Consider the following 25166-nt stretch of genomic DNA (forward strand, 5'->3'; position numbering starts at 1 on the left):
GAAGATATCTTTTCAGACGGCCTTTTTATCAAAGTCCGTCTGAAACCATTTGCCGTCAAATATTATCAACGCTTTGTCCTGTCAATGCGCGTTGGATGTTGCGGTTCATGCGTTTGGCGGCGAAGTTGTCGGTGCTGTGGCTGAGCTTGGCGACGGCGGAGCGGATCTCTTCGGCTTTTCCGTCTTTCAGACGGCCTTGCAAAGCAGCGATGTCTTGCTGAATCTGTTGCAATTCTTCAGCATCCAGCAAATCGCTATCCAACTCAAGGGCGGCGTTGACGGCATCGGTCAGGCTTTCTGCTTCGACCACGGCTTCGGCGCGTGCGCGTGCAGCCATGTCTTCGGCAGCGTTGCTCATGCTGTCTTTGAGCATTTGGGTGATGGTACTGTCGTCCAAACCGTAGGAAGGTTTGACTTCGATTTGCGCCTGTACGCCGGTGCTTTGTTCTTGTGCGGAAACGGACAGCAAACCGTCGGCATCAACTTGGAAGGTCACGCGGATACGCGCTGCGCCTGCGGCCATCGGCGGAATGCCGCGCAGGGTAAATTTGGCAAGGCTGCGGCAGTCGGAAACGAGTTCGCGCTCGCCTTGTACGACGTGTATCGTCATGGCGGTTTGACCGTCTTTGAAAGTGGTGAAGTCCTGCGCGCGTGCGGTAGGAATGGTGGAGTTGCGCGGGATGATTTTCTCGGCAAGACCGCCGTAGGTTTCCAAACCAAGCGACAAAGGTGTAACGTCCAGCAGCAGCCATTCGCCGTCGTTTTTGTTGCCGGCAAGGACGTTTGCCTGTATGGCGGCACCTAGTGCGACCACTTCGTCAGGATTGAGGTTGTTCAGCGGAGTTTGACCAAAGAATGTGGCAACCGCTTGTTGAACGTGCAACATGCGGGTAGAGCCGCCAACCATAATCACGCCCTTGACATCTTCCTTGGTTACGCCGGCATCTTTCAACGCCTGTTTGACAGGTTCGATGGTTTTTTGTACCAGGTTTTGGGTCAGATTGTGAAACTCTTGGCGGGTAATGACAGTATGGATTTTATGGCCGTCTGAAAGTGTGGTTTCGATGACGGCTTCGGTTTGAGTGGTCAGTTTTTCTTTGGCGGTACGGACAAGGGAGAGCAGAAGCTGGCTGTCTTGTTCGTTGAGTTTGGAAAGGTCGTTTTGTTCGAGCAGGTAGCAGAACAAACGATGGTCGAAGTCATCGCCGCCCAATGCGCTGTTGCCGCCGGTGGCTTTAACTTCAAACAGGCCTTTGGTCAGTTGCAATACGGATACGTCGAATGTGCCGCCACCCAAGTCATAGACGACAAACGTACCTTCTGAGGCGTTGTCCAGTCCGTAGGCGATTGCGGCGGCAGTCGGCTCGTTGAGGAGGCGCAAGACATTTAAGCCTGCCAAGCGTGCGGCATCTTTGGTGGCTTGACGTTGGGCGTCGTCAAAATAAGCAGGTACGGTAATGACGGCACCGACCAAATCGCCGCCTAATGTTTCTTCGGCACGCGATTTAAGGGCTTTGAGGATTTCAGCCGATACTTCGATAGGCGTTTTTGCACCTTGACGGGTGTTTAATTCAACAACGCGCTCATTGGGTGTAAATCGATAGGGCAGATATTGCGCCTCTTGTGCGAGGTCGGTAAGGGTGCGGCCGATCAGGCGTTTGGCGGAGCTGACTGTATTTAGCGGATCGGTTTTTTGGGCAGAAAGGGCGTTTTTGCCGACTTCTACTTCGCCATCTAAATAACGGACAACCGAAGGCAGGGTGGTGCGGCCGTCTGAATCGGGCAGGCAGACTGCGCTACCGCTGCGGACGGTGGCAACCAAGCTGTTGGTTGTACCTAAATCAATGCCTACGGCGAGGCGGTGTTGATGGGGGGCGGCGGACATGCCGGGTTCTGAAATCTGCAAAAGAGCCATGATTGTGTGCCTTCTGATGCTGTATTTATTAGGATGGGGCAGATTTTAGCAGATTTTTGGCAGATAGTTGAGTGGTTTGCTAGGAAATAACCATAAGGCCTAATGTTGTTTTTTAATTGAAAAGAAAGTGGATTTTGAATTCAGACTTGTATTTTTTAAGAAATGCGGATAAAATTCGACCTCTTTGCCTTGCCTTTTACTTCGCATGGTGAAAGGCTGTTTTTAATCATCCATAAGGAGATAACATGCGTCATTACGAGATCGTGTTTATCGTTCATCCTGATCAAAGCGAGCAAGTGCCTGCTATGGTTGAGCGTTACAAAACCATGATTACTGAAGCCAGCGGTAAAATCCACCGTTTGGAAGACTGGGGCCGTCGTCAATTGGCTTACCCAATCAACAAAATCCACAAAGCACACTATGTTTTGATGAATATCGAAACTACTCCTGAAGTGGTTGAAGAGCTGGAAACTGCTTTCCGCTTCAATGATGCCGTACTGCGTCACCTGACCATCAAGACAAAACACGCTGTAACTGAAGCTTCCCCAATGCTGGGCGGCGAAAAAGCAAAAAACTTGCTGAACGGTGCAGCTGAAGAAGTTGCAGCAGCTGAATAAGATTGAACAATCTGATTAAGCTTACCGCCCGTATCTTGCAGGTTCAGCCCTTGAGATATACGCCGGCAGGAATTCCTGTTTTAGATATTGTGTTGCAACATGAGTCTTGGCAGGAAGAAAACGGACAGAAATGTCTGGTCAAGTTTGAAATCCCTGCGCGGATTTTAGGTAAGCAGGCTGAGGAATGGCAGTATCGGCAAGATGCCGTCATCGAATCGGAAGGTTTTTTGGCGCAACGCAGCCAACGCTTCCCCAAGCCGGTACTACGCATACAGAACATTAAAGAATATAAAGGTTAAACGACAATGGCCCGTCAATCATTCAAACGTAGAAAATTCTGCCGCTTTACGGCTGAAAAAATCCAAGAAGTTGATTACAAACAAGTTGATTTGTTGAAAGACTTCATCTCTGAAAACGGCAAAATCATCCCTGCCCGCATTACTGGTACTAAAGCACACTACCAACGTCAGTTGGCTACTGCTGTGAAACGTGCCCGTTTCCTGGCTCTGTTGCCTTACACCGATCAACACAAATAATTTTGGAGTTTAAATCATGCAAATTATTCTGTTAGAAAAAATCGGCGGTCTGGGTAACTTGGGTGACATCGTTACCGTTAAAAACGGTTACGCACGCAACTTCCTGATCCCTGCCGGTAAAGCAAAACGTGCAACCGAAGCCAACATGAAAGAATTCGAAGCACGCCGCGCTGAATTGGAAGCCAAACAAGCTGAAATCTTGGCTGATGCTAAAGCCCGTCAAGAAAAACTGGAAGGCCAAACCATTACTGTTGCTCAAAAAGCCGGTGTTGATGGTCGTCTGTTCGGTTCTGTTACCAATGCTGACATCGCTGAAGCGATTGTTGCTACCGGTATCCAAGCTGCTAAAGCAAACGTACGCCTGCCTAACGGTCCTTTGAAAGCTGTTGGTGAATACGAAGTTGAAGTGGCTCTGCACACTGACGCTGTTGCTAAAATTACCGTTGCTGTTGTTGCAGCCGCTGAGTAATTAATTCATTCAAGGCCGTCTGAAAATCAAGGGTTTCCTTGAATTTCAGACGGCCTTGTTTATCTGCTTGGGCCGAAGTAAGTAAATATCGATTTGTCTATATTTTTTAAGTCTGTCTAGAAATATAGCGGAAGAGATGATGTATTGGCCGAATATTCATTCGTGTTCGGGTTTGTCGTATTATTTAGTAAAGAGATTATTTATGAATAAAATTAAAATCTTTGGGATAGGTCTGACTGCTTTGGCTTTAGCTTCATGCGGCACTCCGCAAAAGCCTGCTGTTGATACGGCAAAACCTGTCGAGCCTGTTTCCTCTGCAAAACGACCTGTATTTGATGCAGCGGCTGAATCTGTTGCCAGCAGCGGTTTTAATGAAAACGTCAATGTTCAGCAGTTTATCCAATATGAAGTGAAAAACCGTCGTTTCAGTGCAGAAGAATTGCGTAACTTCTTCAATGGCGTGGTGTATAAAGGCAATATTATTACCATTATGTACCGCCCAAGCACTTCGCGTCCGTGGTATGAATTCCGCACCGGTAACTCTGGTGCAGCCAAATTTAACGGCGGCAGACAATTCTATGCGGCAAACCGTGCCGTAATCGATGATGTGGCACGCAAATACGGCGTACCTGCCGAATTGATTGTGGCGATTCTCGGTATTGAAACCAATTACGGCAAAAATACGGGCAGCTTCCGCGTTGCCGATGCCTTGAGTACATTGGCCTTTGATTATCCCCGCCGTGCCGAATTTTTCCAAAACGAATTGAGCGAACTTTTGCTGATGGCAAAAGAAGAAAAAGAAAATATTTTTGACTTCAAAGGCAGCTATGCTGGCGCGATGGGCATGCCGCAATTTATGCCTTCAAGCTACCGTAAATGGGCGGTGGACTATGATGGTGATGGTCATCGCGATATTTGGAATAATGTCGGCGATGTGGCGGCTTCTGTCGCCAATTATATGAAACAGCATGGTTGGCAGACCGGCGGTAAGATGGTTGTGCCGGTAAGTCTGACGATTACCCCGCACTTGCAGGCGATTATCGATGAGAAAACTGCCTTGACGCGCACTGTCGCAGATTTCAAAGCTTTGGGTGTCATGCCTCAAGCTGCTGTTGCGGATAATGAAAAGGCTGTATTGTATGCTTTGGAGACCAGCCCGGGCGTATTTGAATACTATTTGGGCCTGAATAACTTCTACACAGTATGGCAATACAACCACAGCCGCATGTATGTAACAGCGGTACGCGATATTGCGAATGCAATCAATAACAATGGACTGTAAGCTATAAGAAAACCACCCTTTGGGGTGGTTTTTAAATATTGAGGATTTGTAAGGGGGTTAAGCCATCAGTCTGATTTTCATGGCGTAACGTTTTTTACTGTGTCCTGAAACAAACTGTCCTCCGCGGGCAGGGGATAAAAACGCATTGCCTTCTGCGGTTGGCTCTGCACAAGTATATTGGCCGTTTCGATCGCTCCAGAGTGCGTACACAGGCAGATTGTGGGTGCGGATATCTAGTTTCAAGCCGTCAAATGCAACGTGTGCATCCTGGTCGGAGGAAACAAATTCGGTATGGGAGATATAGTCGGCATCGTATGGTGCGCCGTTGAAATCAAATTGTGTGCCGGCAGCGGTAAAGTAGGGGTGGAATCCCGGAGACGTGCGGACGGGCGATTCGCCGTAATTGCAGACGGTCAGGATGGCAATGGCTTCATTTTCGTTAGGTAGGCTGTAATCGAGCAACCATTCGACGTGTTCATAGCCTTTTTCTGTGCTGATTAATTTCAAGCCGATATCCGATTCATTTTGATGACGGATTTCCCAGTCTGAAGTTCTGCCGAAACCATGTTGGGCCAGATGATTTTTGCTGTCCGGTCCGAATTGGGGTAAGCAAACGTGCATGCCGCCACGTAATTTTGTATCATCGCCCACGTGGACGCTGGTTTTCGGAAATAAGACTTCCCGTCCTTTTAGAATCAGGGAGTCAATATATCCGCCTATTGTATTGACTTGCATAGTGGCTGATTTGTTGTGTAGTATGATTTCAGTCATAATGATTTGAGTTTCAAATTGTTTATCATTTATGTAGTATTATAACATTGCGATGACATGCTGTCGCTGTCGGCTTGATAGAAAATCCTTAATAAAAATCAAAAAAATGCTAGAATATATGCCATTTTCTGAGGCCGTCTGAAAAGCGGATAATTCTTTTCAGACGGCCTTCCGATTTATTTCCCGTAGAGAAACAACATGGCTTATCAAGTTCTTGCACGAAAATGGCGCCCGAAAACCTTTGCCGATTTGGTCGGTCAGGAACACGTCGTCAAAGCCCTGCGCAACGCGCTGGACGAAGGCCGTCTGCACCATGCCTATCTGCTGACAGGGACGCGCGGTGTGGGTAAAACCACGATTGCCAGGATTTTGGCCAAGAGTTTGAACTGCGAAAATGCCGTGCATGGCGAACCATGCGGTCAGTGTGAAAGCTGTACGCAAATCGACAGCGGCCGTTATGTGGATTTATTGGAAATCGACGCGGCATCGAATACCGGTATCGATAATATCCGCGAAGTGTTGGAAAACGCCCAATACGCGCCGACAGCGGGTAAATACAAAGTCTATATCATCGACGAAGTGCATATGCTTTCCAAAAGCGCGTTCAATGCCATGCTGAAGACTTTGGAAGAACCGCCTGAACACGTTAAATTTATTTTGGCGACCACCGATCCGCATAAAGTCCCCATTACCGTATTGAGCCGCTGTTTGCAGTTTGTTTTGCGCAACATGACAACCCAGCAGGTTGCGGAGCATTTGGCGCATGTCTTGGATCGTGAAAACGTTCCTTATCAGCCACAGGCTTTGCAACTTTTAGGCCGTGCCGCCGCCGGCTCGATGCGCGATGCGTTGAGTCTTTTGGATCAGGCGATTGCCATGGGTTCGGGTAAAGTGGCCGAGCAAGATGTCCGCCAGATGATCGGAGCGGTCGATAAACAATACTTGTTTGAATTGCTTGAAGGAATCATCAATCAAAACGGTGAGGCCTTGCTAGAAAAAGCTCAGGAAATGTCCGCCAGGGCGATTGGTTTTGACAGCGCATTGGCAGAATTAGCCATGCTGTTGCAACGTTTGGCTTTGATTCAAACCATTCCTTCCGCCTTGGCGAATGATGACCCTGAATGTGAAACTTTGCTGCGATTAAGTCAGGCTTTGAGTGGCGAGCAGATTCAGCTTTATTATCAATGTGTTATTCATGGCAAACAGGATTTGCCGCTGGCTCCGGACGAATATGCCGGTTTTGTCATGACGCTTTTGCGCATGCTTGCATTTGCGCCGTTGGCTGCTTCGGGTTGCGATACGCAAAGTCAGATTGAACACACGGATTTGCATTCCGACCATCAGAAAGCTGAGGCCGAAAAAAAGCCTTTTCAGATGCCGAAATCTGAGCCGATAGCAGCACCGGCGGTTGAGAAAGAGGCTGTTTCTGCCAAGCAGGATACCGTTGAAAGGCCGTCTGAAGAAACGGTTCAGCCTGTTCAGCAACAACAGGCGGATGTGCCGCCTTGGGAAGATATGCCGAGCCAAGTATCGGCTGAGCCGCCTCAAACTCAAACGGTACAGATACAAGAAGCAACGGAGCCATTGCCTGTTGCAAAAGTTCAGACGGCCCCTGAGCAGGAAGAATATCCGCACATGGATGAGGAAATTCCGCCTCCGTTTTTTGATGAAGCATATACATATGAAGATTCACACCGTGCTGATGTGATGGAAGTACCTCAGCCGGTTGCGTCTGCTGAGCCTGAAGAAGAGGAGGGAGATGAAGAAGAGCTTCAGTTCGCTCCTTTGCCTGAGTTTAAAACGGAGAATTGGCACAGCATTATCGAACGCTTCGCCCGTAAATTAGGCGCGGCGCAGATGTTGGCGCAAAATGCGGCATGGACGAGTTATGATGTGGAAGCAGGATTAATCATGCTGTCGTTGACGGATGAGGCCAAAGCCACCGCTAATAAAGAGCGCTTGGACAAAATCTGCCAGACATTGGGCGAGGCCTACCATCTTGGTAATTTAAGGTTGCAAACCGAGCCTTGGCAGGATGATAAAGGCTGGGAAACGCCGGTGATGCGCCGCAAACGTATTCAAGAAGAAGGACGGCAGCAGGCGCAAGATTTGCTGGAAGCGGATACAACGGCGCAGAAAATTTTGCAAACCTTTGAAGCGCAATGGCTGCCGGATTCTTTAGAGTTGGCAGGGCATTCTTAAAATACTGACATACAAGGCCGTCTGAAAGGCAATAGCGTTTTTCAGACGGCATGAGTGAAACCCATTTATTCAAACCCATAGGAGTAAAACATGTTCGGAAAAGCCGGATTAGGCGGCCTGATGAAGCAGGCTCAACAAATGCAGGAAAACATGAAAAAGGCACAAGCCAAGCTGGCTGAAACCGAAGTTGAAGGCGAAGCAGGCAATGGTTTGGTAAAAGTTGTGATGACGTGTTCGCACGTTGTCCGCAAACTTGAAATCAGCCCTGATTTGATTCAAGAAGCCACTGACGACAAAGAAATGCTGGAAGATTTGGTATTGGCCGCCATCAATGCCGCTTCTGAAAAAGCCGAGGAAACGACCAACAAAACCATGGGTGCGTTTACCCAAGGCCTGCCGGCAGGCATGGGCGACTTCTTCCGCTAAACCCGCGCCGCAAAGCAAACAAAGGTCGTCTGAAACACTAAAAATTAGTTTCAGACGGCCTTTGGATTATCTGTTCTGCAGATTGAAATCAACATATCGGCAGTTATTCCGCTTATTGCATTCAAATCAGCTCAATCAATATTAAAACCAACCGATACACTAAACAAAATGAAACCGTCCCTTCCCATCCGCTCACTTCTTTTAAGCTGTATGTTCGCCACAGCAAGTGCAAACAGCTTTGCCGCCGAAACCGTCATTACTTCTCCGGATAAACAGTTCAGCGTCAGAAAAGTCTGCAGCCACAAAAACCAAGAATGCTCTTTCTTTGCAGGCAAAAAAGCCATCGAAAAAAAATCTTCCCGAAGACAGGACAAGCTATGAATGGATTGGCAATACCTTCGCATTAAGAACCAGCTTCGGGTCGTATGATTCCTACACCACCTTCGCCGATCGTACCCACAAGCCCCATACGCTTTCCTCCGTCATCGCCATCGACAGCAAAACGCAATGCGCCGTAACCGCAGATAATAAAGGCGTGTCTTTCTACTCGCTCTTCCGCGACAAACCCGTCAAATTCATTGCTGCAAACGACAAAAAATTTGGCTTCCCTCAAGATGTTGCCACGCTGGAATCAGTCGTCGAGGCAGAGTTCAAAGGCAAGAAAGTCCACATGACGTATATAAACAAAGCCGAACGCAATGTCTCAGTCGTTTTAGATAATCCGTGTGTGAAATGATGTGCCAAATTTGATGGACAAGGCCGTCTGAAAAGATGCCGTTTATTCAAAAAACGAAACAGCCCGAAACCTTTTGCAGTCAGTTTCGGGCTGTTTGCACCTGTTCGCCAGACGAAGCGGGTAGGGCGCAAGGCGTGCCAGTTTGGCGGATAGAGACCTTGGCAAAGGTCTCATGAGGATTCAGGGCTTTCTTTGGGAAAGAACAATCGTTCCTTATTGATGTAAAAAAGCCTGAACAGCAGTTCAGGCTTTTGAAATTTGGCTCCCCGACCTGGGCTCGAACCAGGGACCTGCGGATTAACAGTCCGTCGCTCTACCGACTGAGCTATCGGGGAATGGGGCGTATTATAATGGCTGGAAAAAATGTGTCAATCAATATTTTTAAGAAAATGGTGCAAAATATTTCAAATGTTTGAATGTTAAAAATATTTTGTAATCAAGTTTTACATGCTCCCCAGCCGTTTCAGACGGCCTTTAGTATTTGGCGTTAACCAATTTGCCGTTTTGGAATACTTGTTGCTGCATCACCGTGCCATTGTAGGCGTAAGTGGTCAGCGAGCCGTTGCTTGGCGTGGCGCGGAACTGCATCAGTTGGTTGCGGCTGAGGACGTAAGGGTCCGTGCGTTTTTGGCTGTTGTCGCTGTAAAAGTCTTGGACGACATATTCGTTGTTGCGTTTGCTGATCAGTTGGCGATGGAAGCCGCCTTTGACTGCGCTGTTGCTGGGTGTGCCGTGTGCATCAAAATAGGTCACGATTTGTTCTTCTGAGATACGGATGCCGTCTGAATCCGTGCCTTTGGTGGTTTTGGTTTTATCCAAGCCGACAGGGATGTTGATGGATGTACCCAGGCCGACATGGCGGCCGATGCTGGTGCCGACGCCTAAACCGACGGAAACACCTGGCGTGCCGACTGTACATGCGCTGAGTGAAGCGGCCAAAAGGGCAGGTAAGAGAACTTTTTTCATAATGTGTATCCTTGTAATAAGAAATGTTTGTAATGTGGGAAGTATAGTATTTTTGCGGGGTGGCTGGTGTTAGTATTGGTAAAAGGGCGCAAGGCCGTCTGAAAAACAAGATAGAAACGAATATATCATTCTGGTGTAGAATGTGCCGAAATAATGATTTAATAAGAATGTGAATGAATCATGAAAACTTTGAAATTTACGAAGATGCACGGCTTGGGCAATGATTTTATGGTGGTCAATGCCATCGAACAGGACTTTGATCCGTTGGCTGCGCCGCTTGCCCAATGGGCAGACCGCTATTGCGGCGTGGGTTTTGATCAGTTTTTGGTAGTGGAGAAGCCTTCTTCTGATGCGGTCGATTTTCGGTACCGCATTTTCAATGCCGATGGTCGGGAAGTAGAGCAGTGCGGCAATGGTGCGCGTTGTTTTGCACGTTTTGTTGCGGATAAGGGTTTGACGGATAAAACGGAAATTTTGGTCGAGACGGCCAAAGGGATTATTGTGCCGAAGCTGTTGGATAACGGTTTGGTTACCGTCAACATGGGTAAACCGCGTTTCATGCCGTCTGAAATTCCGTTTGTGCCTGCCCATGGTGAAAATGAAGATGCGTTGACACATATTGTCTTAGTCGGTTTGGAGTCTGTACCGGTAAGCTGTGTGAATATGGGTAATCCGCATGCGGTAATTTTGGTTGATAATGTTGAAACCGCACCGGTGGAGCATTGGGGCGGCGCTATTGAATCGCACGAGCAGTTTCCTGAACGGGTCAATGTCGGCTTTTTGCAGGTTGAAGATGAATTGTCAGTCCGCCTGCGCGTGTTTGAACGCGGGGTGGGGGAAACTCAGGCTTGCGGCACCGGAGCGTGTGCGGCCGTGGTGGCAGGCGTGCGCAATGGCTTGCTGAAAGCGGGTGCGCCTGTGCGTGTTACTTTGCCTGGTGGCGAATTGTTTATCAGTTGGGAAGAGGGTGGCGATGTGCAAATGACTGGCCCTGCTGAAACCGTTTTTGAAGGCGAGTTGCAGTATTCATGATGGTTTCTTTGGATTTTTGGTTTGCCATCGCGTATGCTGCGGTATCGTTGGCATTTATTTTTCGCGCACAGCAGTTTCAATGGCTTTGGGCTGCGGTGTTGTTGTGGCTGGGGGTTTCGGCATTGGGTGCACGCTTGTTGCCCGGAATGTGGGGCTTTACGCATACAGGCCCTTTGTTCATCCCTCATTTTTATCTGACAATCGCCAGTATTTTCTTCTTTATCGATGACTGCAGTAAAACGGAAGACAAAAAGTTTTGGTCGGCAGGCGAATATGCCGGTTTGACCTTATTTGCGGTTTCCAATGTAGTCATGACTTTGACTTTTGTTTTCTTGGCAGGCGTGGTTTATTTCATCTTGCCATTAGCAGGCGCGGTTTTTGCATGGGCGGCCTTACTGAAAATTTATGCTTTGAAACCCATTTATTGGTTTGCATTGCAGGGCGTGTTGATGCTGGTGTTTTATCTGCACCGTGTGGTTGTTTGCAAGCAGTCTGCCTCTCTTTTCAGTATGCGGCAGATGTGGGCAGGCTGGATGGTTGCCGTCGTGATGCAGGCTGTGGTTGCCGTTGCATTGATTTTTGAGCGCAGTGGATATTGACCGCGCTTGAACCAAAAGTTATAAAGAAAGAAATTTTCGATATTGGTTTTTCAGACGGCCTGAGTTTAATATGCAGGCTGTATTACATCTAAATCAGGAGCAGGAAATGAAAATTGCAAATAATATTACCGAGCTGATCGGCAACACACCTCTGGTGAAACTGAACCGCCTGACCGAAGGTTTAAAAGCGCAAATCGCCGTTAAACTTGAATTTTTCAATCCGGGCAGCAGCGTAAAAGACCGTATTGCCGAAGCCATGATTGAAGCGGCCGAGCAAGCCGGTAAAATCAATAAAGATACCGTTATCGTCGAGGCAACCAGCGGCAATACCGGTATCGGTTTGGCCATGGTGTGTGCGGCCCGCGGTTACAAATTGGCCATCACCATGCCTGAAAGCATGAGTAAAGAACGCAAAATGCTGCTGCGTGCGTTTGGTGCAGAATTGATTTTGACCCCTGCTGCCGAAGGCATGGCAGGCGCTATCGCCAAAGCCCAATCTTTGGTAGACGAACATCCGGGCACTTATTTCATGCCGCGCCAATTTGATAACGAGGCCAATCCTGAAGTTCACCGTAAAACCACTGCCGAAGAAATTTGGCGTGATACAGACGGCCAAGTTGATATTTTCGTGGCCGGTGTGGGTACTGGCGGCACGATTACCGGCGTAGGTGAAGTGTTGAAAAAATACAAACCCGAAGTTCAAATCGTGGCTGTCGAGCCTGAAGCTTCCCCAGTATTGAGCGGTGGCGAGAAAGGCCCGCATCCGATTCAAGGTTTGGGTGCAGGCTTTATCCCCAGCGTTTTGAATACGACTGTTTACGACAGCATTTCCAAAGTACCTAACGAGGCAGCGTTTGAAACTGCGCGCGCTATGGCTGAAAAAGAAGGCATTTTGGTAGGTATTTCTTCAGGTGCCGCAGTATGGAGTGCATTGCAACTGGCCAAAAAACCTGAAAACGAAGGTAAGCTGATCGTTGTCTTATTGCCATCATATGGCGAACGCTATCTTTCTACACCTCTGTTTGCCGATTTGGCATAATATAGGATTGTCGTTAAAAGGCCGTTTTCAGACGGCCTTTTTTGCGTATGGGCTTGAGATATCGTATGAAATCTGTTGTAATTCAGTTAATCTGTTTTGAATACCGTTATTCAAAAGTTGGTTTCTTCAACGAATCATGCTTATAATGCGCATTATGAAAAAATACATTCTTCCTATCCTTGCTGTGGCGGCACTTGCTGGTTGTGAATCGATTTATGTTCCAACATTGAAAGAAGTGCCAGTTCGACCAACTAACGTTAAGAAACCTAAGGCTGATTCACAAGTTTCAGCTACCGGTTATCATTTAGCTCCTTCGCATTGGGCAGATGTTTCCAAGATTCATGATGAAGCACGTCGCTTGAGTACCCAAGTGAGCCAAGGTAGTCTGACCAAAGTTCAGGCTGCCCAATATTTGAACCGCTTCCGTATCCAACAAGTGGGACGCAACTCCGTCGATGACAGTATGTACGAAGTTTATCTGCGCTCTGCCGTTGACAGCCAACGTGGTGAAATTACTACCGAGCAATCCAAACAGTACATCCAAGGTGCTTTGCGCGGTTGGCAACAACGTTGGAAAAACATGGATACCAAGCCAAGTAATCCTGCGTTTACCAACTTCCTGATGGAAGTTATGGGTATGCAGCCTTTGAAATAAAAAGTCATAAACCGAGAAGGCCGTCTGAATATTCAGACGGCCTTCTTCTTATTATTTATATATGTGTAGTTGAACTCTATCTAATCAATAACCAAACAGCTTGTCAGCCGCTTGACGGGCTTTTTCTTGAATATCTTCGGTCAGATAGTTTTTCATCTGAGAATAAACCAATGCAATGACGGCAATGTCGTCACTGAAACCAAATGGAATCAGCAGGTCGGGAATGCTGTCGATGGGGCTGAGAAAATAAACCAGTGCACCGACAATAATCATTTTGGCCCGTTTGGGCGTGTGTTCAGATTCCCAAAGGTAATAAAGTGCATAAAGCTGTCGGACGACAGGTTTGCCCAGGCGGCCTGTAAAGCGTCCGAGTTTTTTCATAAAACCGGATGTGTCCAAGTTTCGACGGCGGAAGGAGGGGATGTAGTCTTCCGGATCGGGTGTGTTTTGATGAGGGGAGTGTGTCATGATGCAGCTTCCTTATAAGGTATGGAAACATTGTTGGTGTTGTGCTGTATTTTAGTCCATCTAGAGATGGATGAAATGTCTTTGAATGTATAACTATGTAAGAGTAGTGGTGATAATGCAATGGTAATAAGTTAAGAATGGCTTATGCCTTTGTAAAGATTAGGTATCAAGAGTGAGAATTTATCTCACAATAGATACAATTCTCAAACAATAATGATGTTATCGTAAGTGCTTTGATGGGGAGATGGCTTAATTGCAGGAAAGTAACAAAAAAGGCTAGCCACGCAAAAAAAAATCTAAGAATGATTGTTTGATTTTATTAGTCTTTTGGTAAAAATCATTAGAGCATTCATAAATTGCACTGTTCAAAATGAGATAAAACAGGTAAATTATGGTTTATGTAGCTTATTGTAGTGCTGAGCTATAGGTTTTGAGCTGATAATAAATCTAGAGGAACTGACCATGTCCGCCAAATCACGCCCGGTATTTTTGGAAATTCCGAATATCCGATTGCCCATACCGGGGATTGTATCTATTCTTCACCGTATCAGCGGCGTCGGCTTGTTTGTGATGCTGCCTGTTCTCTTGTATTTCTTCTCTGGAACGCTGGATCGCGAAGCGTCGTTTGAAGCATATCGTTCTGCTATCTCCAATCCGTTTGTGAAGCTGATCCTTATCGGTCTGTTGTGGGCATATCTGCACCACTTTTTCGCCGGCATCCGCTTTCTGTTTTTGGATGTGCATAAAGGCCTGGAATTAAATACTGCCCGTACTACTGCTAAAGTTGTATTTGCTTCTGCTTTGATTCTGACCGTCGTTTTGGGAGCTTTGTTATGGTAGAACGTAAATTGACAGGTGCGCATTACGGTTTGCGCGATTGGGCAATGCAACGTGCAACTGCGGTCATCATGTTGGTGTACACCGTGGTTCTTTTGGTTGTTTTGTTTACATTGCCTAAAGAGTATTCGGCATGGCAGGCATTTTTTAATCAAACTTGGGTGAAAGTATTTACCCAAGTGAGCTTCTTGGCCGTATTCCTGCATGCATGGGTAGGTATCCGCGATTTGTGGATGGACTACATTAAGCCTTTCGGCGTGCGTTTGTTTTTACAAGTTGCCACCATCGTTTGGTTGGTCGGCTGCTTGGTATATTCAGTTAAAGTAATCTGGGGGTAAATATGAGTTTTCCTGTTCGCAAGTTTGATGCCGTGATTGTTGGCGGTGGTGGTGCAGGTTTACGCGCAGCCCTCCAATTGTCTAAATCCGGCCTGAATTGTGCTGTTTTGTCTAAAGTATTCCCAACCCGTTCTCATACTGTAGCGGCTCAAGGTGGTATTTCTGCTTCATTGGGTAATGTGCAGGAAGACCGTTGGGATTGGCATATGTACGATACCGTGAAAGGTTCTGACTGGTTGGGCGACCAAGATGCGATTGAGTTTATGTGCCGCGCAGCGCCTGAAGCCGTAATTGAGTTGGAACACATGGGTATGCCTTTTGACCGTGTGGAAAGTGGCAAAATCTACCAACGTCCTTTCGGCGGCCATACTGCCGAACACGGTAAACGCGCGGTAGAACGTGCATGTGCGGTTGCCGACCGTACCGGTCATGCGATGTTGCATACTTTGTACCAACAAAACGTCCGTGCCAATACACAATTCTTTGTGGAATGGACGGCGCAAGATTTGATTCGTGATGAAAACGGCGACGTAGTCGGTGTAACCGCCATGGAAATGGAAACCGGCGAAGTTTATATTTTCCACGCTAAAGCTGTTATGTTTGCTACTGGTGGCGGCGGTCGTATTTATGCTTCTTCCACCAATGCTTATATGAACACCGGTGACGGTTTGGGTATTTGTGCGCGTGCAGGTATTCCGTTGGAAGACATGGAATTCTGGCAATTCCACCCGACTGGTGTAGCCGGTGCTGGTGTATTGATCACCGAGGGTGTGCGCGGTGAGGGTGGTATTCTGTTGAATGCCGATGGCGAACGCTTTATGGAACGTTACGCTCCAACCGTAAAAGACTTGGCTTCCCGTGACGTGGTTTCCCGTGCGATGGCTATGGAAATCTACGAAGGTCGCGGCTGTGGTAAAAACAAAGACCACGTATTGCTGAAAATTGACCATATCGGCGCAGAAAAAATTATGGAAAAACTGCCGGGCATCCGCGAGATTTCCATCCAGTTTGCCGGTATTGACCCGATTAAAGACCCGATTCCTGTTGTGCCGACTACCCACTACATGATGGGCGGTATTCCGACCAACTACCATGGCGAAGTTGTTGTTCCGCAAGGTGAAGATTACGAAGTGCCTGTAAAAGGTCTGTATGCGGCAGGTGAGTGCGCTTGTGCTTCCGTACACGGTGCAAACCGTTTGGGTACCAACTCCCTGTTGGACTTGGTGGTATTTGGTAAAGCTGCTGGTGACAGTATGATTAAATTCATCAAAGAGCAAAGCGATTGGAAACCTCTGCCTGCTAATGCCGGTGAATTGACCCGCCAACGTATCGAGCGTTTGGACAACCAAACCGGCGGCGAAAACGTTGATGCATTGCGTCGCGAACTGCAACGCTCTGTACAACTGCATGCCGGCGTGTTCCGTACCGATGAGATTCTGAGCAAAGGCGTTCGAGAAATCATGGCGATTGCCGAGCGCGTGAAACGTACTGAAATCAAAGATAAGAGCAAAGTGTGGAATACCGCGCGTATCGAAGCTTTGGAATTGGATAATCTGATTGAAGTAGCGAAAGCGACTTTGGTGTCCGCCGAAGCGCGTAAAGAATCGCGTGGCGCACACGCTTCAGACGACCATCCTGAGCGCGATGATGAAAACTGGATGAAACATACCCTGTATCATTCAGATACCAATACTTTGTCTTACAAACCGGTACATACCAAGCCTTTGAGCGTGGAATACATCAAACCGGCTAAACGCGTTTATTGATGAGTTTTCAGACGGCCTTTACCTTAAAGGCCGTCTGAAACCTAACCATACCCACATTGAACTGCTTGAATTCATAATACAAAATCATTGGGCAGTTTATGAGAAAAGGAACACTTCTCATGGAAAAAATGAGTTTTGAAATTTACCGTTACAACCCGGACGTTGATGCCAAGCCTTATATGCAACGTTATGAGTTGGAATTGGAACCAACCGACGTTAAACTTTTGGACGCTTTGGTGCGTCTGAAAGCACAAGACGATACATTGTCTTTCCGCCGTTCTTGCCGCGAAGGTATTTGCGGTTCTGACGGTATGAACATCAACGGTAAAAACGGCTTGGCATGTCTGACCGATCTGCGCAGCCTGAAACAGCCGGTTAAAATCCGCCCTCTGCCAGGTCTGCCTGTTATCCGCGACCTGATTGTGGATATGACCCAGTTCTTCAAACAATATCACTCCATTAAACCTTACGTTGTCAACGATAACCCTATCGATGCGGACAAAGAGCGTCTGCAAACTCAGGAAGAGCGTAAAGAGTTGGACGGTTTGTACGAGTGTATTTTGTGCGCCTGCTGTTCGACTGCCTGCCCGTCATTCTGGTGGAACCCTGATAAATTCGTTGGTCCGTCTGGCTTGCTGAATGCTTACCGTTTCATTGCGGATAGCCGTGATACCATTACTAATGAGCGTTTGGATAATCTGAACGACCCATACCGTTTGTTCCGTTGTCACACCATTATGAACTGCGTAGACGTATGTCCTAAACACTTGAATCCGACCCGAGCCATCGGTAAGATTAAAGAGATTATGTTGAAACGAGCCGTTTAAGAAATGATGGTTTTTGACGATATTGCCAAACGGAAAATCCGTTTTCAAACCCGCCGGGGATTGTTGGAATTAGACTTAATCTTCGGTAGGTTTATGGAAAAAGAATTCGAGCACCTGAGTGATCAGGAGTTGTCCGAATTTTCCGAAATCCTCGAATTTCAAGACCAAGAATTGCTTGCCTTGATTAACGGACATTCGGCGACGGACAAGAAACACCTGATTCTTATGCTTGAAAAAATCAGACAGGCATGACGTGTTATAGAGCTTGTTTGCGATGCCAATCCGAACAAGCTCTTTCCATACTGAGGCCGTCTGAAAAAAAAGGACCGTGCCGCTTAGGCGGCAACGAAAGCCCCAACTTACAAAGGAGTTTAAGAATGTCTAAATCAGTCAAGCTCACCACCCCAAATCAAGAGACCTTGGAACTGCCAGTATTGGAAGCAAGTATCGGCCATGATGTGGTTGACATCCGTGCGTTGACAAAAAATACAGGTCTGTTTTCCTTCGACCCCGGATTCGTGTCAACTGCAAGTTGCGAATCCAAAATCACTTATATTGATGGCGATGAAGGTCTGTTGTATTACCGTGGTTATCCTATCGAGCAGCTGGCCGAAAAATCTGATTACTTGGAAGTTTGCTATCTGTTAATTTACGGCGAACTGCCTACCCCTGAACAGAAAAAAGAATTTGATGCCACAGTCAGCCACCATACTATGGTGCATGAACAGCTGACTTGGTTCTTCCGCGGTTTCCGTCGCGATGCGCATCCAATGGCGATGATGGTTGGCGTGGTTGGCGCTTTGTCTGCTTTCTACCAAGATAGCTTGGATATTGCCAATCCTGAGCACCGTAAAATTGCGATTTACCGCTTAATCTCCAAAATTCCGACCATTGCGGCAATGTGTTACCGTTATTCCAACGGTCTGCCGTTCAATTATCCAAAAAATAACCTTTCCTATGCTGAAAACTTCTTGCACATGATGTTTGCGACACCATGTGAAGAATACAAACCTAATCCAGTATTGGCTCGCGCGCTCGACCGCATCTTTATTTTGCATGCCGATCACGAGCAAAACGCGTCAACTTCAACCGTACGTTTGGCCGGTTCTTCCGGCGCGAACCCATTTGCCTGTATCGCTGCCGGTATCGCCTGTCTGTGGGGTGCTTCACATGGCGGTGCAAACGAAGCTGTGTTGAAGATGCTGGACGAAATCGGCGATGTATCTAATGTTGCTGAATACATGGAAGGTGTGAAACAACGCAAATACCGTCTGATGGGCTTCGGTCACCGCGTATACCGCAATATGGACCCACGAGCCAACATCATGCGCGAAACCTGTTATGAAGTTTTGAAAGAGTTGGGTTTGGAAGACAGCCCGAAATTCAAACTGGCAATGGAATTGGAACAAATTGCACTGAAAGACCCATTCTTTGTTGAACGCAAGCTGTATCCAAACGTCGACTTCTACTCCGGTATCGTCTTGTCCGCATTGGGCATTCCAACTGAAATGTTTACCGTTATCTTCGCATTGTCGCGCAGTGTAGGCTGGATTTCACATTGGCATGAAATGATTAGCGATCCGACACTGAAAATCGGCCGCCCACGTCAACTGTATACCGGTGCGGAACGTCGTGATTATGTTCCGGTAGATAAGCGCTAACAGACAATATATTAATATATTGTTGAAAAGTCGTTTGAAAAAATCGAATTGCCGTTTTCAATGAGGTTGGTCGTAATTAATTAAGTTGATAGCAGGTAATTTGATTTGAAATAGGGTAGAATAAAGTGTCATTTCAGACGGCCTGAATTCCGTTCGGAGAACACGGGATTCTACCCTTTGTTTATATTTTAAAGAAAAGAGCTCACGCCATGATGGACGAAAAACTCAATTTCTCTTATCTGTTTGGTTCTAATGCACCATACATCGAGGAGTTGTATGAAAAGTTTCTGGATAATCCGGAATTTGTCGATGAAAAATGGAAACAGTACTTTACCGATTTGAGTAAACAGCCGGGCGCAGTCGCTGTCGATGTTGCCCATACACCGATTCGTGAATCATTTGCCACTTTGGCTAAAAAGAAAATTGCCGCAGCCGTCGTAGGCGGTGTGGATGAGGCAATGATGAAAAAGCAAGTCAGCGTTTTGCGACTGATTTCTGCCTATCGTATCCAAGGCGTGGGTGCAGCCCAACTTGATCCGCTCAAACGTATTCCTCCTCAAAATATCGAAGCTCTCGATCCTAAATTCCACGGTCTGTCAGATGCCGATATGGTACTTCAGTTCAATATGGGCGAGGGCGATTTTTCCGGTCAGAGCAAACTGCCTCTGTCCCAAATCATCAGTAACCTCAAACAAACCTACTGCGGCCATATCGCGGTAGAGTACATCTACATTCCAAATACCGAAGAGCGTCGTTGGGTTCGTAATTATTTTGAAAGCGTACTGTCTACGCCAAGCTACAACGTTGAACAAAAACGCCGTATCTTGAAGGAAATGACTGCTGCCGAAACTCTGGAACGCTACCTGCATACCAAATATGTCGGTCAAAAACGCTTTGGTGTAGAAGGCGGCGAAAGCGCGATTGCCGGTTTGAACTACCTGATTCAAAACGCCGGTAAAGACGGTGTGGAAGAAGTCATCATCGGTATGGCACACCGTGGCCGTCTGAATGTTTTGGTTAACATTTTGGGCAAAAAACCGGCTGATCTGTTTGCCGAATTTGAAGGCCGTGCCGAAATCAAATTGCCTAGCGGCGACGTGAAATACCACATGGGCTTCAGCTCCGACATTGCTACGCCACACGGCCCGATGCACGTTTCTTTGGCATTCAACCCGTCACACTTGGAAATCGTTAACCCAGTAGTAGAAGGTTCTGCACGCGCCAAACAAAAACGTTTGGGCGAAAACGGCCGCGATAAAGTCTTGCCGGTATTGATTCACGGTGACTCCGCATTTATCGGTTTGGGTGTTAACCAAGCAACATTCAACCTGTCTAAAACACGCGGCTATACCACCGGCGGTACTGTTCACATCGTGATCAACAACCAAATCGGCTTTACCACTTCCGATACCCGCGATACCCGTTCTACCGTACACTGTACCGATATCGCGAAAATGGTTTCCGCTCCGGTTATCCACGTGAACGGCGATGACCCTGAACGCGTTTGCTTTGCTATCCAAGCCGCTTTGGATTACCGCAAAAAATTCCATAAAGACATCGTGGTCGACGTTGTCTGCTACCGTAAATGGGGCCACAACGAGGGCGATGATCCGACCCTGACCCAACCGATGATGTACAAAAAAGTATCGCAACACCCGGGTGCGCGTGCTTTGTACACCGAACAACTGATTGCCGAAGGCGTGGTAACCCAAGCTGAGGCTGACGGTTACATCCAAGCCTACCGTGATGCTTTGGACAAAGGCGAACATGTTGAACAAACAACGTTGAGCAATTTCCAACGCACACAAATCGACTGGAGCAAATACCAAGGCAAAGATTGGCGCGAAAAAATCGAAACCGGTTTGCCTGCCGCCGACATTGAGCGTCTTACTGAGAAATTCACCGCTGTACCGGAAGGCTTTGCCCTGCATCCGACTGCAAAACGTGTGATCGAAGCGCGTAAAGCCATGGCATCCGGCAAACAAGCCATCGACTGGGGTATGGCCGAAACCCTCGCATACGCAAGCCTGCTGACTAAAGGTCATGGCGTGCGTATCTCCGGTGAGGACTCCGGCCGCGGTACATTCTCACACCGTCATGCCGTTCTGCACGATCAAAAACGCGAAAAATGGGACGACGGTACTTATGTTCCTCTGCGCAACATGGGCGAAGGCTTGGGCGAGTTCCTGGTTATCGACTCTATCTTGAACGAAGAAGCCGTGATGGCGTTCGAGTACGGCTTTGCCTGCTCCGCTCCTGACAAGCTGACCATTTGGGAAGCTCAATTTGGTGACTTCGCCAACGGCGCGCAAGTAACTATCGACCAATTCCTGTCTTCAGGCGAAACCAAATGGGGTCGTTTGTGCGGCCTGACCACCATCCTGCCGCACGGCTACGACGGTCAAGGCCCTGAGCACTCTTCTGCACGCGTAGAACGTTGGTTGCAACTGTGTTCTGAGAACAATATGCAAGTCATCATGCCGTCTGAAGCGTCGCAAATGTTCCACCTCTTGCAACGTCAAGTCTTGGGTTCATACCGCAAACCGCTGGTGATTTTCATGTCCAAACGCCTGTTGCGCTTCAAAGGTGCAATGAGCCCGCTGGAAAACTTCACCGAAGGTTCGACTTTCCGTCCGGTTATCGGCGATACCGCAGAACGCGCAAGCAACGACAGCGTGAAACGCGTAGTATTGTGTGCCGGTCAGGTTTACTATGACTTGGAAGCAGGCCGTGCCGAGCGTAAACTGGAAGATGATGTCGCTATCGTCCGCGTTGAGCAGCTGTATCCGTTCCCATACGAGGAGGTTAAAGCTGAACTGGCGAAATATCCGAACGCAAAATCTGTGGTTTGGGCACAAGAAGAGCCGAAAAACCAAGGTGCGTTCTACCAAATCCGCCACCGCATTGAAGACGTTATCAGCGAAGAGCAAAAACTGTCTTATGCCGGTCGTCCAAGCAGCGCATCGCCTGCAGTGGGCTACTCAAGCAAACATATTGCTCAATTGAAACAATTGGTTGAAGACGCTTTGGCGTTGTAAGCCTAGTGGCATTCCGTTTGAAATTGTTCAGGCGGAATGCCCATATGCAGAATTAAAAACACACAACAGGCCGTCTGAAAGGGCCATTGGAGACACAAAATGATTATTGATGTAAAAGTACCTATGCTGTCTGAAAGCGTATCTGAAGGCACGCTCTTGGAATGGAAGAAAAAAGTTGGCGAAGCCGTTGCCCGTGACGAAATCCTGATCGATATCGAAACTGACAAAGTGGTTTTGGAAGTACCTTCTCCACAAGCCGGCGTATTGGTTGAAATCGTAGCGCAAGACGGTGAAACCGTTGTTGCCGACCAAGTTTTGGCACGCATCGATACAGCTGCTACTGCCGCTGCTGAAGCCCCAGCCGCCGCGCCTGCCGAAGCTGCCCCAGCCGCCGCTCCTGCTGCTGCACAAAACAACGCCGCTATGCCTGCTGCCGCCAAATTGGCTGCCGAGACCGGTGTTGACGTAAACGCATTGCAAGGTTCCGGCCGTGACGGTCGCGTATTGAAAGAAGACGTACAAAATGCCGCTGCCAAACCTGCCGCAGCCGCTGCTCCTGCTGTTGCACTTCCTGCTGGCGCACGCCCTGAAGAACGCGTACCAATGAGCCGCCTGCGTGCCCGTGTTGCAGAACGCCTCCTGGCTTCTCAACAAGAAAACGCCATTTTGACTACATTCAATGAAGTCAACATGAAACCGATCATGGACTTGCGTGCGAAGTACAAAGAAAAATTCGAGAAAGAACACGGCGTGAAACTGGGCTTTATGTCCTTCTTCGTTAAAGCCGCTGTTGCCGCCCTGAAAAAATACCCGGTTGTGAATGCTTCTGTTGACGGCAAAGACATCGTGTACCACGGCTACTTCGACATTGGTATCGCAATTGGCAGCCCACGCGGTTTGGTTGTACCAATCCTGCGCGATGCCGACCAAATGAGCATTGCCGACATCGAACAAGCAATTGTTGATTACGCGAAAAAAGCAAAAGACGGCAAAATCGCTATCGAAGATCTGACCGGCGGTACATTCAGTATTACCAACGGTGGTACTTTCGGTTCTATGATGTCTACCCCGATCATCAACCCGCCTCAATCTGCGATTTTGGGTATGCACGCTACTAAAGAGCGCGCTGTGGTTGAAAACGGTCAAGTTGTTGTCCGTCCAATGATGTATCTGGCTCTGTCTTACGACCACCGTATCATTGACGGCCGCGAAGCCGTATTGACCTTGGTAGCCATTAAAGACGCGTTGGAAGACCCAGCCCGCCTGTTGTTGGATCTGTAATCGTTTCAGACGGCCTTTTATTTATTAATGAAAAGGCCGTCTGAATTTTTATTTAGATGTAGCGTAATGTAGTATCGTGCTACAATAGGCTCAACGAACGATTGAGGCCGTCTGAAACATTTGATTCGAATGAATCGACAGATATGGACTTTCAGACGGCCTTTTCTTAAAACCATCAAAACGCAGTCATTCAAAATAAAAAAGAAACAAAAAGTATCGTTTTTATTTTGAGATACTGCTAAAAGCAAAGGATGACACGATGTCTCAATATGATGTAGTAGTGATTGGTGCAGGCCCGGGCGGATACGTTGCCGCCATCCGTGCCGCGCAACTGGGTTTCAAAACCGCTTGCGTCGATGCAGGCGTTAACAAAGCAGGCAATGCCCCTGCATTGGGCGGTACTTGCTTGAACGTAGGCTGTATTCCTTCCAAAGCCCTGTTGCAATCCAGTGAACATTTCCACGCTGCGCAACACGATTTTGCCGAACACGGTATCACTGTCGGTGATGTAAAATTCGACGCGGCCAAAATGATTGAGCGCAAAGATGCCATCGTAACCAAACTGACCGGCGGCGTGAAATTCCTGTTCCAAAAAAACAAAGTAACCAGCCTGTTCGGTACTGCTTCCTTTGTCGGTAAAAATGGCGATGCTTACCAAATCGAAGTCGATAACAAAGGCGAGAAAACCGTTATCGAAGCCAAACACGTCATCGTAGCCACCGGTTCCGTACCGCGTCCGCTGCCACAAGTCGCTATCGACAATGTGAACGTATTGGACAACGAAGGCGCATTGAACCTGACCGAAGTGCCTGCCAAACTCGGCGTGATCGGTTCCGGCGTGATTGGTTTAGAAATGGGTTCCGTATGGAACCGCGTGGGTGCAGAAGTTACCATTCTTGAAGCCGCGCCGACCTTCCTGGCTGCCGCCGACCAACAAATCGCCAAAGAAGCCTTCAAATACTTCACCAAAGAGCAAGGTTTGGGCATCGAATTGGGCGTGAAAATCGGCGACATTAAATCTGAAGGCAAAGGCGTTTCCGTTGCTTACGAAACTGCTGCCGGCGAAGCCAAAACCGAAGTATTCGACAAACTGATCGTTGCCATCGGCCGTATTCCAAACACCAAAGGCCTGAATGCCGAAGCCGTCGGCTTGGAAAAAGACGAGCGTGGCTTTATCAAAGTAGATGGCGAATGCCGTACCAACCTGCCTAACGTATGGGCAATCGGCGACGTGGTTCGTGGCCCGATGTTGGCACACAAAGCCAGCGATGAAGGTGTTGCCGTTGCCGAGCGTATTGCCGGTCAAAAACCGCATATCGACTTCAACAACGTACCGTTTGTGATTTACACCGACCCTGAAATCGCTTGGGTGGGTAAAACCGAAGAGCAGCTCAAAGCCGAAGGTGTGGAGTACAAAAAAGGTACTTCAGGTTTCGGTGCAAACGGTCGCGCATTGGCAATGGGCAAAGCCAAAGGTACGGTTAAAGTATTGGCAGATGCCAAAACCGACCGCATCTTGGGCGTACACATGATCGGCCCGGTTGTCAGCGAATTGGTTACCGAAGGCGTGACTGCGCTCGAATTCTTCGCCAGCAGCGAAGACATCGCCCGCATTATCCATGCCCACCCAACCTTGTCCGAAGTGGTTCACGAAGCTGCATTGGCAGCCGACAAACGCGCTTTGCACGGTTGATAGACATTAAGG

25 protein-coding genes and 1 tRNA gene are annotated in these 25166 nt (G+C 47.9%); 21 read left to right on the forward strand and 5 right to left on the reverse strand.

Annotation, left to right across the window (positions count from 1 at the left end; genetic code table 11):
- Positions 1-55: 55 nt before the first annotated feature.
- A complete protein-coding gene (gene hscA / locus ACTHTY_RS00120) occupies positions 56-1915 on the reverse strand; it encodes a Fe-S protein assembly chaperone HscA (RefSeq protein WP_440366087.1) in 1860 nt (619 codons plus the stop codon).
- A gap of 245 nt (positions 1916-2160) precedes the next feature.
- Here hscA and rpsF point away from each other — a divergent pair, with 245 nt between their 5' ends.
- The 5 genes from rpsF to mltB all read left to right on the forward strand — a co-directional run bounded on the left by rpsF (position 2161) and on the right by mltB (position 4819).
- On the forward strand, positions 2161-2532 hold the full coding sequence (rpsF, locus tag ACTHTY_RS00125) for a 30S ribosomal protein S6 (RefSeq protein ID WP_003686150.1): 372 nt from the start codon (positions 2161-2163) through the stop codon (positions 2530-2532).
- On the forward strand, positions 2529-2831 hold the full coding sequence (priB, locus tag ACTHTY_RS00130) for a primosomal replication protein N (RefSeq protein ID WP_180947864.1): 303 nt from the start codon (positions 2529-2531) through the stop codon (positions 2829-2831). Before rpsF ends, priB begins: the two co-directional genes overlap by 4 nt.
- 6 nt (positions 2832-2837) lie before the next feature.
- Positions 2838-3068 (forward strand): 30S ribosomal protein S18, encoded by a 231-nt coding sequence (gene rpsR, locus ACTHTY_RS00135; RefSeq protein WP_003678863.1) that lies wholly within the window; start codon positions 2838-2840, stop codon positions 3066-3068.
- 16 nt (positions 3069-3084) lie between these two features.
- Entirely contained in the window at positions 3085-3537 is a 453-nt protein-coding gene (gene rplI, locus ACTHTY_RS00140) for a 50S ribosomal protein L9 (RefSeq protein WP_036490126.1), read from the forward strand.
- Positions 3538-3739: 202 nt separating this feature from the next.
- A complete protein-coding gene (mltB, locus tag ACTHTY_RS00145; protein ID WP_440366088.1) occupies positions 3740-4819 on the forward strand; it encodes a lytic murein transglycosylase B in 1080 nt (359 codons plus the stop codon).
- A 57-nt stretch (positions 4820-4876) separates the two neighbouring features.
- Here the strand turns inward: mltB and ACTHTY_RS00150 are convergent, their stop codons facing one another.
- Positions 4877-5590, reverse strand: a complete 714-nt coding sequence (locus ACTHTY_RS00150; RefSeq protein WP_254321551.1) for an aldose epimerase family protein — start codon at positions 5588-5590, stop codon at positions 4877-4879.
- Between the two features lie 198 nt (positions 5591-5788).
- On the opposite strand from ACTHTY_RS00150, the gene dnaX reads away from it, so the two are divergent.
- The 3 genes from dnaX to ACTHTY_RS00165 all read left to right on the forward strand — a co-directional run bounded on the left by dnaX (position 5789) and on the right by ACTHTY_RS00165 (position 8954).
- Entirely contained in the window at positions 5789-7792 is a 2004-nt protein-coding gene (gene dnaX / locus ACTHTY_RS00155) for a DNA polymerase III subunit gamma/tau (protein WP_440366089.1), read from the forward strand.
- A 90-nt stretch (positions 7793-7882) separates the two neighbouring features.
- The gene (locus ACTHTY_RS00160) at positions 7883-8218 is read left to right on the forward strand and encodes a YbaB/EbfC family nucleoid-associated protein (RefSeq protein WP_128582910.1); all 336 of its coding nucleotides are present in this window, start codon (positions 7883-7885) and stop codon (positions 8216-8218) included.
- Positions 8219-8543: 325 nt separating this feature from the next.
- Positions 8544-8954: a hypothetical protein gene (locus tag ACTHTY_RS00165; protein ID WP_440366090.1), complete on the forward strand. Its 411-nt coding sequence runs from the start codon at positions 8544-8546 to the stop codon at positions 8952-8954.
- A 259-nt stretch (positions 8955-9213) separates the two neighbouring features.
- Here ACTHTY_RS00165 and ACTHTY_RS00170 read toward each other — a convergent pair.
- Together ACTHTY_RS00170 and ACTHTY_RS00175 are read right to left on the reverse strand one after the other, a co-directional pair.
- Positions 9214-9289 (reverse strand) — tRNA-Asn (locus ACTHTY_RS00170).
- 139 nt (positions 9290-9428) lie between these two features.
- Positions 9429-9920, reverse strand: a complete 492-nt coding sequence (locus ACTHTY_RS00175) for a hypothetical protein (RefSeq protein WP_003678851.1) — start codon at positions 9918-9920, stop codon at positions 9429-9431.
- A 180-nt stretch (positions 9921-10100) separates the two neighbouring features.
- Between ACTHTY_RS00175 and dapF the strand changes: the two genes are divergently transcribed.
- The 4 genes from dapF to ACTHTY_RS00195 all read left to right on the forward strand — a co-directional run bounded on the left by dapF (position 10101) and on the right by ACTHTY_RS00195 (position 13245).
- On the forward strand, positions 10101-10952 hold the full coding sequence (dapF, locus tag ACTHTY_RS00180) for a diaminopimelate epimerase (protein WP_440366091.1): 852 nt from the start codon (positions 10101-10103) through the stop codon (positions 10950-10952).
- Positions 10949-11551, forward strand: a complete 603-nt coding sequence (locus tag ACTHTY_RS00185) for a hypothetical protein (RefSeq protein WP_440366092.1) — start codon at positions 10949-10951, stop codon at positions 11549-11551. Before dapF ends, ACTHTY_RS00185 begins: the two co-directional genes overlap by 4 nt.
- A 106-nt stretch (positions 11552-11657) precedes the next feature.
- Positions 11658-12590 carry a cysteine synthase A gene (gene cysK, locus ACTHTY_RS00190; RefSeq protein WP_440366093.1) on the forward strand — a complete coding sequence of 311 codons (933 nt, stop codon included), beginning with the start codon at positions 11658-11660 and terminating at the stop codon, positions 12588-12590.
- A gap of 154 nt (positions 12591-12744) precedes the next feature.
- Positions 12745-13245, forward strand: coding sequence for a membrane lipoprotein lipid attachment site-containing protein (locus tag ACTHTY_RS00195; protein ID WP_371444493.1), 501 nt, complete (start codon positions 12745-12747; stop codon positions 13243-13245).
- A gap of 84 nt (positions 13246-13329) precedes the next feature.
- Here ACTHTY_RS00195 and ACTHTY_RS00200 read toward each other — a convergent pair whose 3' ends face one another.
- Positions 13330-13713, reverse strand: a complete 384-nt coding sequence (locus ACTHTY_RS00200; RefSeq protein WP_440366094.1) for a YkvA family protein — start codon at positions 13711-13713, stop codon at positions 13330-13332.
- A gap of 462 nt (positions 13714-14175) precedes the next feature.
- Between ACTHTY_RS00200 and sdhC the strand changes: the two genes are divergently transcribed.
- The 9 genes from sdhC to lpdA all read left to right on the forward strand — a co-directional run bounded on the left by sdhC (position 14176) and on the right by lpdA (position 25154).
- Positions 14176-14553 (forward strand): succinate dehydrogenase, cytochrome b556 subunit, encoded by a 378-nt coding sequence (sdhC, locus tag ACTHTY_RS00205; protein ID WP_004519263.1) that lies wholly within the window; start codon positions 14176-14178, stop codon positions 14551-14553.
- The gene (gene sdhD, locus ACTHTY_RS00210) at positions 14547-14888 is read left to right on the forward strand and encodes a succinate dehydrogenase, hydrophobic membrane anchor protein (RefSeq protein WP_440366095.1); all 342 of its coding nucleotides are present in this window, start codon (positions 14547-14549) and stop codon (positions 14886-14888) included. Before sdhC ends, sdhD begins: the two co-directional genes overlap by 7 nt.
- A gap of 2 nt (positions 14889-14890) precedes the next feature.
- Positions 14891-16654, forward strand: coding sequence for a succinate dehydrogenase flavoprotein subunit (gene sdhA, locus ACTHTY_RS00215; RefSeq protein WP_188209249.1), 1764 nt, complete (start codon positions 14891-14893; stop codon positions 16652-16654).
- 119 nt (positions 16655-16773) lie between these two features.
- The gene (locus ACTHTY_RS00220; protein ID WP_003678833.1) at positions 16774-17481 is read left to right on the forward strand and encodes a succinate dehydrogenase iron-sulfur subunit; all 708 of its coding nucleotides are present in this window, start codon (positions 16774-16776) and stop codon (positions 17479-17481) included.
- Positions 17482-17484: 3 nt separating this feature from the next.
- Positions 17485-17733 carry a succinate dehydrogenase assembly factor 2 gene (locus ACTHTY_RS00225; protein ID WP_440366096.1) on the forward strand — a complete coding sequence of 83 codons (249 nt, stop codon included), beginning with the start codon at positions 17485-17487 and terminating at the stop codon, positions 17731-17733.
- 125 nt (positions 17734-17858) lie between these two features.
- Positions 17859-19142, forward strand: a complete 1284-nt coding sequence (gltA, locus tag ACTHTY_RS00230) for a citrate synthase (protein WP_440366097.1) — start codon at positions 17859-17861, stop codon at positions 19140-19142.
- A 209-nt stretch (positions 19143-19351) separates the two neighbouring features.
- Positions 19352-22180 carry a 2-oxoglutarate dehydrogenase E1 component gene (locus tag ACTHTY_RS00235; RefSeq protein WP_440366098.1) on the forward strand — a complete coding sequence of 943 codons (2829 nt, stop codon included), beginning with the start codon at positions 19352-19354 and terminating at the stop codon, positions 22178-22180.
- A gap of 99 nt (positions 22181-22279) precedes the next feature.
- Entirely contained in the window at positions 22280-23461 is a 1182-nt protein-coding gene (gene odhB / locus ACTHTY_RS00240; protein ID WP_002217383.1) for a 2-oxoglutarate dehydrogenase complex dihydrolipoyllysine-residue succinyltransferase, read from the forward strand.
- A gap of 259 nt (positions 23462-23720) precedes the next feature.
- On the forward strand, positions 23721-25154 hold the full coding sequence (gene lpdA, locus ACTHTY_RS00245) for a dihydrolipoyl dehydrogenase (RefSeq protein ID WP_440366099.1): 1434 nt from the start codon (positions 23721-23723) through the stop codon (positions 25152-25154).
- Positions 25155-25166: the final 12 nt, after the last annotated feature.

The organism is Neisseria sp. P0019.S002 (genome assembly GCF_051957155.1).
GTDB lineage: Bacteria > Pseudomonadota > Gammaproteobacteria > Burkholderiales > Neisseriaceae > Neisseria > Neisseria perflava.

Bases quoted from the DNA above. Each gene is read 5' to 3' on its own strand.
- dnaX (WP_440366089.1), top strand. From the start codon at position 5,789: ATGGCTTATCAAGTTCTTGCACGAAAATGGCGCCCGAAAACCTTTGCC.
- sdhC (WP_004519263.1), top strand. From the start codon at position 14,176: ATGTCCGCCAAATCACGCCCGGTATTTTTGGAAATTCCGAATATCCGA.
- dapF (WP_440366091.1), top strand. From the start codon at position 10,101: ATGAAAACTTTGAAATTTACGAAGATGCACGGCTTGGGCAATGATTTT.
- rplI (WP_036490126.1), top strand. From the start codon at position 3,085: ATGCAAATTATTCTGTTAGAAAAAATCGGCGGTCTGGGTAACTTGGGT.
- rpsF (WP_003686150.1), top strand. From the start codon at position 2,161: ATGCGTCATTACGAGATCGTGTTTATCGTTCATCCTGATCAAAGCGAG.
- sdhD (WP_440366095.1), top strand. From the start codon at position 14,547: ATGGTAGAACGTAAATTGACAGGTGCGCATTACGGTTTGCGCGATTGG.
- rpsR (WP_003678863.1), top strand. From the start codon at position 2,838: ATGGCCCGTCAATCATTCAAACGTAGAAAATTCTGCCGCTTTACGGCT.
- ACTHTY_RS00235 (WP_440366098.1), top strand. From the start codon at position 19,352: ATGATGGACGAAAAACTCAATTTCTCTTATCTGTTTGGTTCTAATGCA.
- gltA (WP_440366097.1), top strand. From the start codon at position 17,859: ATGTCTAAATCAGTCAAGCTCACCACCCCAAATCAAGAGACCTTGGAA.
- ACTHTY_RS00175 (WP_003678851.1), bottom strand. From the start codon at position 9,920: ATGAAAAAAGTTCTCTTACCTGCCCTTTTGGCCGCTTCACTCAGCGCA.
- hscA (WP_440366087.1), bottom strand. From the start codon at position 1,915: ATGGCTCTTTTGCAGATTTCAGAACCCGGCATGTCCGCCGCCCCCCAT.
- ACTHTY_RS00160 (WP_128582910.1), top strand. From the start codon at position 7,883: ATGTTCGGAAAAGCCGGATTAGGCGGCCTGATGAAGCAGGCTCAACAA.
- mltB (WP_440366088.1), top strand. From the start codon at position 3,740: ATGAATAAAATTAAAATCTTTGGGATAGGTCTGACTGCTTTGGCTTTA.
- ACTHTY_RS00220 (WP_003678833.1), top strand. From the start codon at position 16,774: ATGGAAAAAATGAGTTTTGAAATTTACCGTTACAACCCGGACGTTGAT.
- ACTHTY_RS00200 (WP_440366094.1), bottom strand. From the start codon at position 13,713: ATGACACACTCCCCTCATCAAAACACACCCGATCCGGAAGACTACATC.
- odhB (WP_002217383.1), top strand. From the start codon at position 22,280: ATGATTATTGATGTAAAAGTACCTATGCTGTCTGAAAGCGTATCTGAA.
- sdhA (WP_188209249.1), top strand. From the start codon at position 14,891: ATGAGTTTTCCTGTTCGCAAGTTTGATGCCGTGATTGTTGGCGGTGGT.
- cysK (WP_440366093.1), top strand. From the start codon at position 11,658: ATGAAAATTGCAAATAATATTACCGAGCTGATCGGCAACACACCTCTG.
- ACTHTY_RS00185 (WP_440366092.1), top strand. From the start codon at position 10,949: ATGATGGTTTCTTTGGATTTTTGGTTTGCCATCGCGTATGCTGCGGTA.
- ACTHTY_RS00150 (WP_254321551.1), bottom strand. From the start codon at position 5,590: ATGACTGAAATCATACTACACAACAAATCAGCCACTATGCAAGTCAAT.
- ACTHTY_RS00225 (WP_440366096.1), top strand. From the start codon at position 17,485: ATGATGGTTTTTGACGATATTGCCAAACGGAAAATCCGTTTTCAAACC.
- lpdA (WP_440366099.1), top strand. From the start codon at position 23,721: ATGTCTCAATATGATGTAGTAGTGATTGGTGCAGGCCCGGGCGGATAC.
- ACTHTY_RS00195 (WP_371444493.1), top strand. From the start codon at position 12,745: ATGAAAAAATACATTCTTCCTATCCTTGCTGTGGCGGCACTTGCTGGT.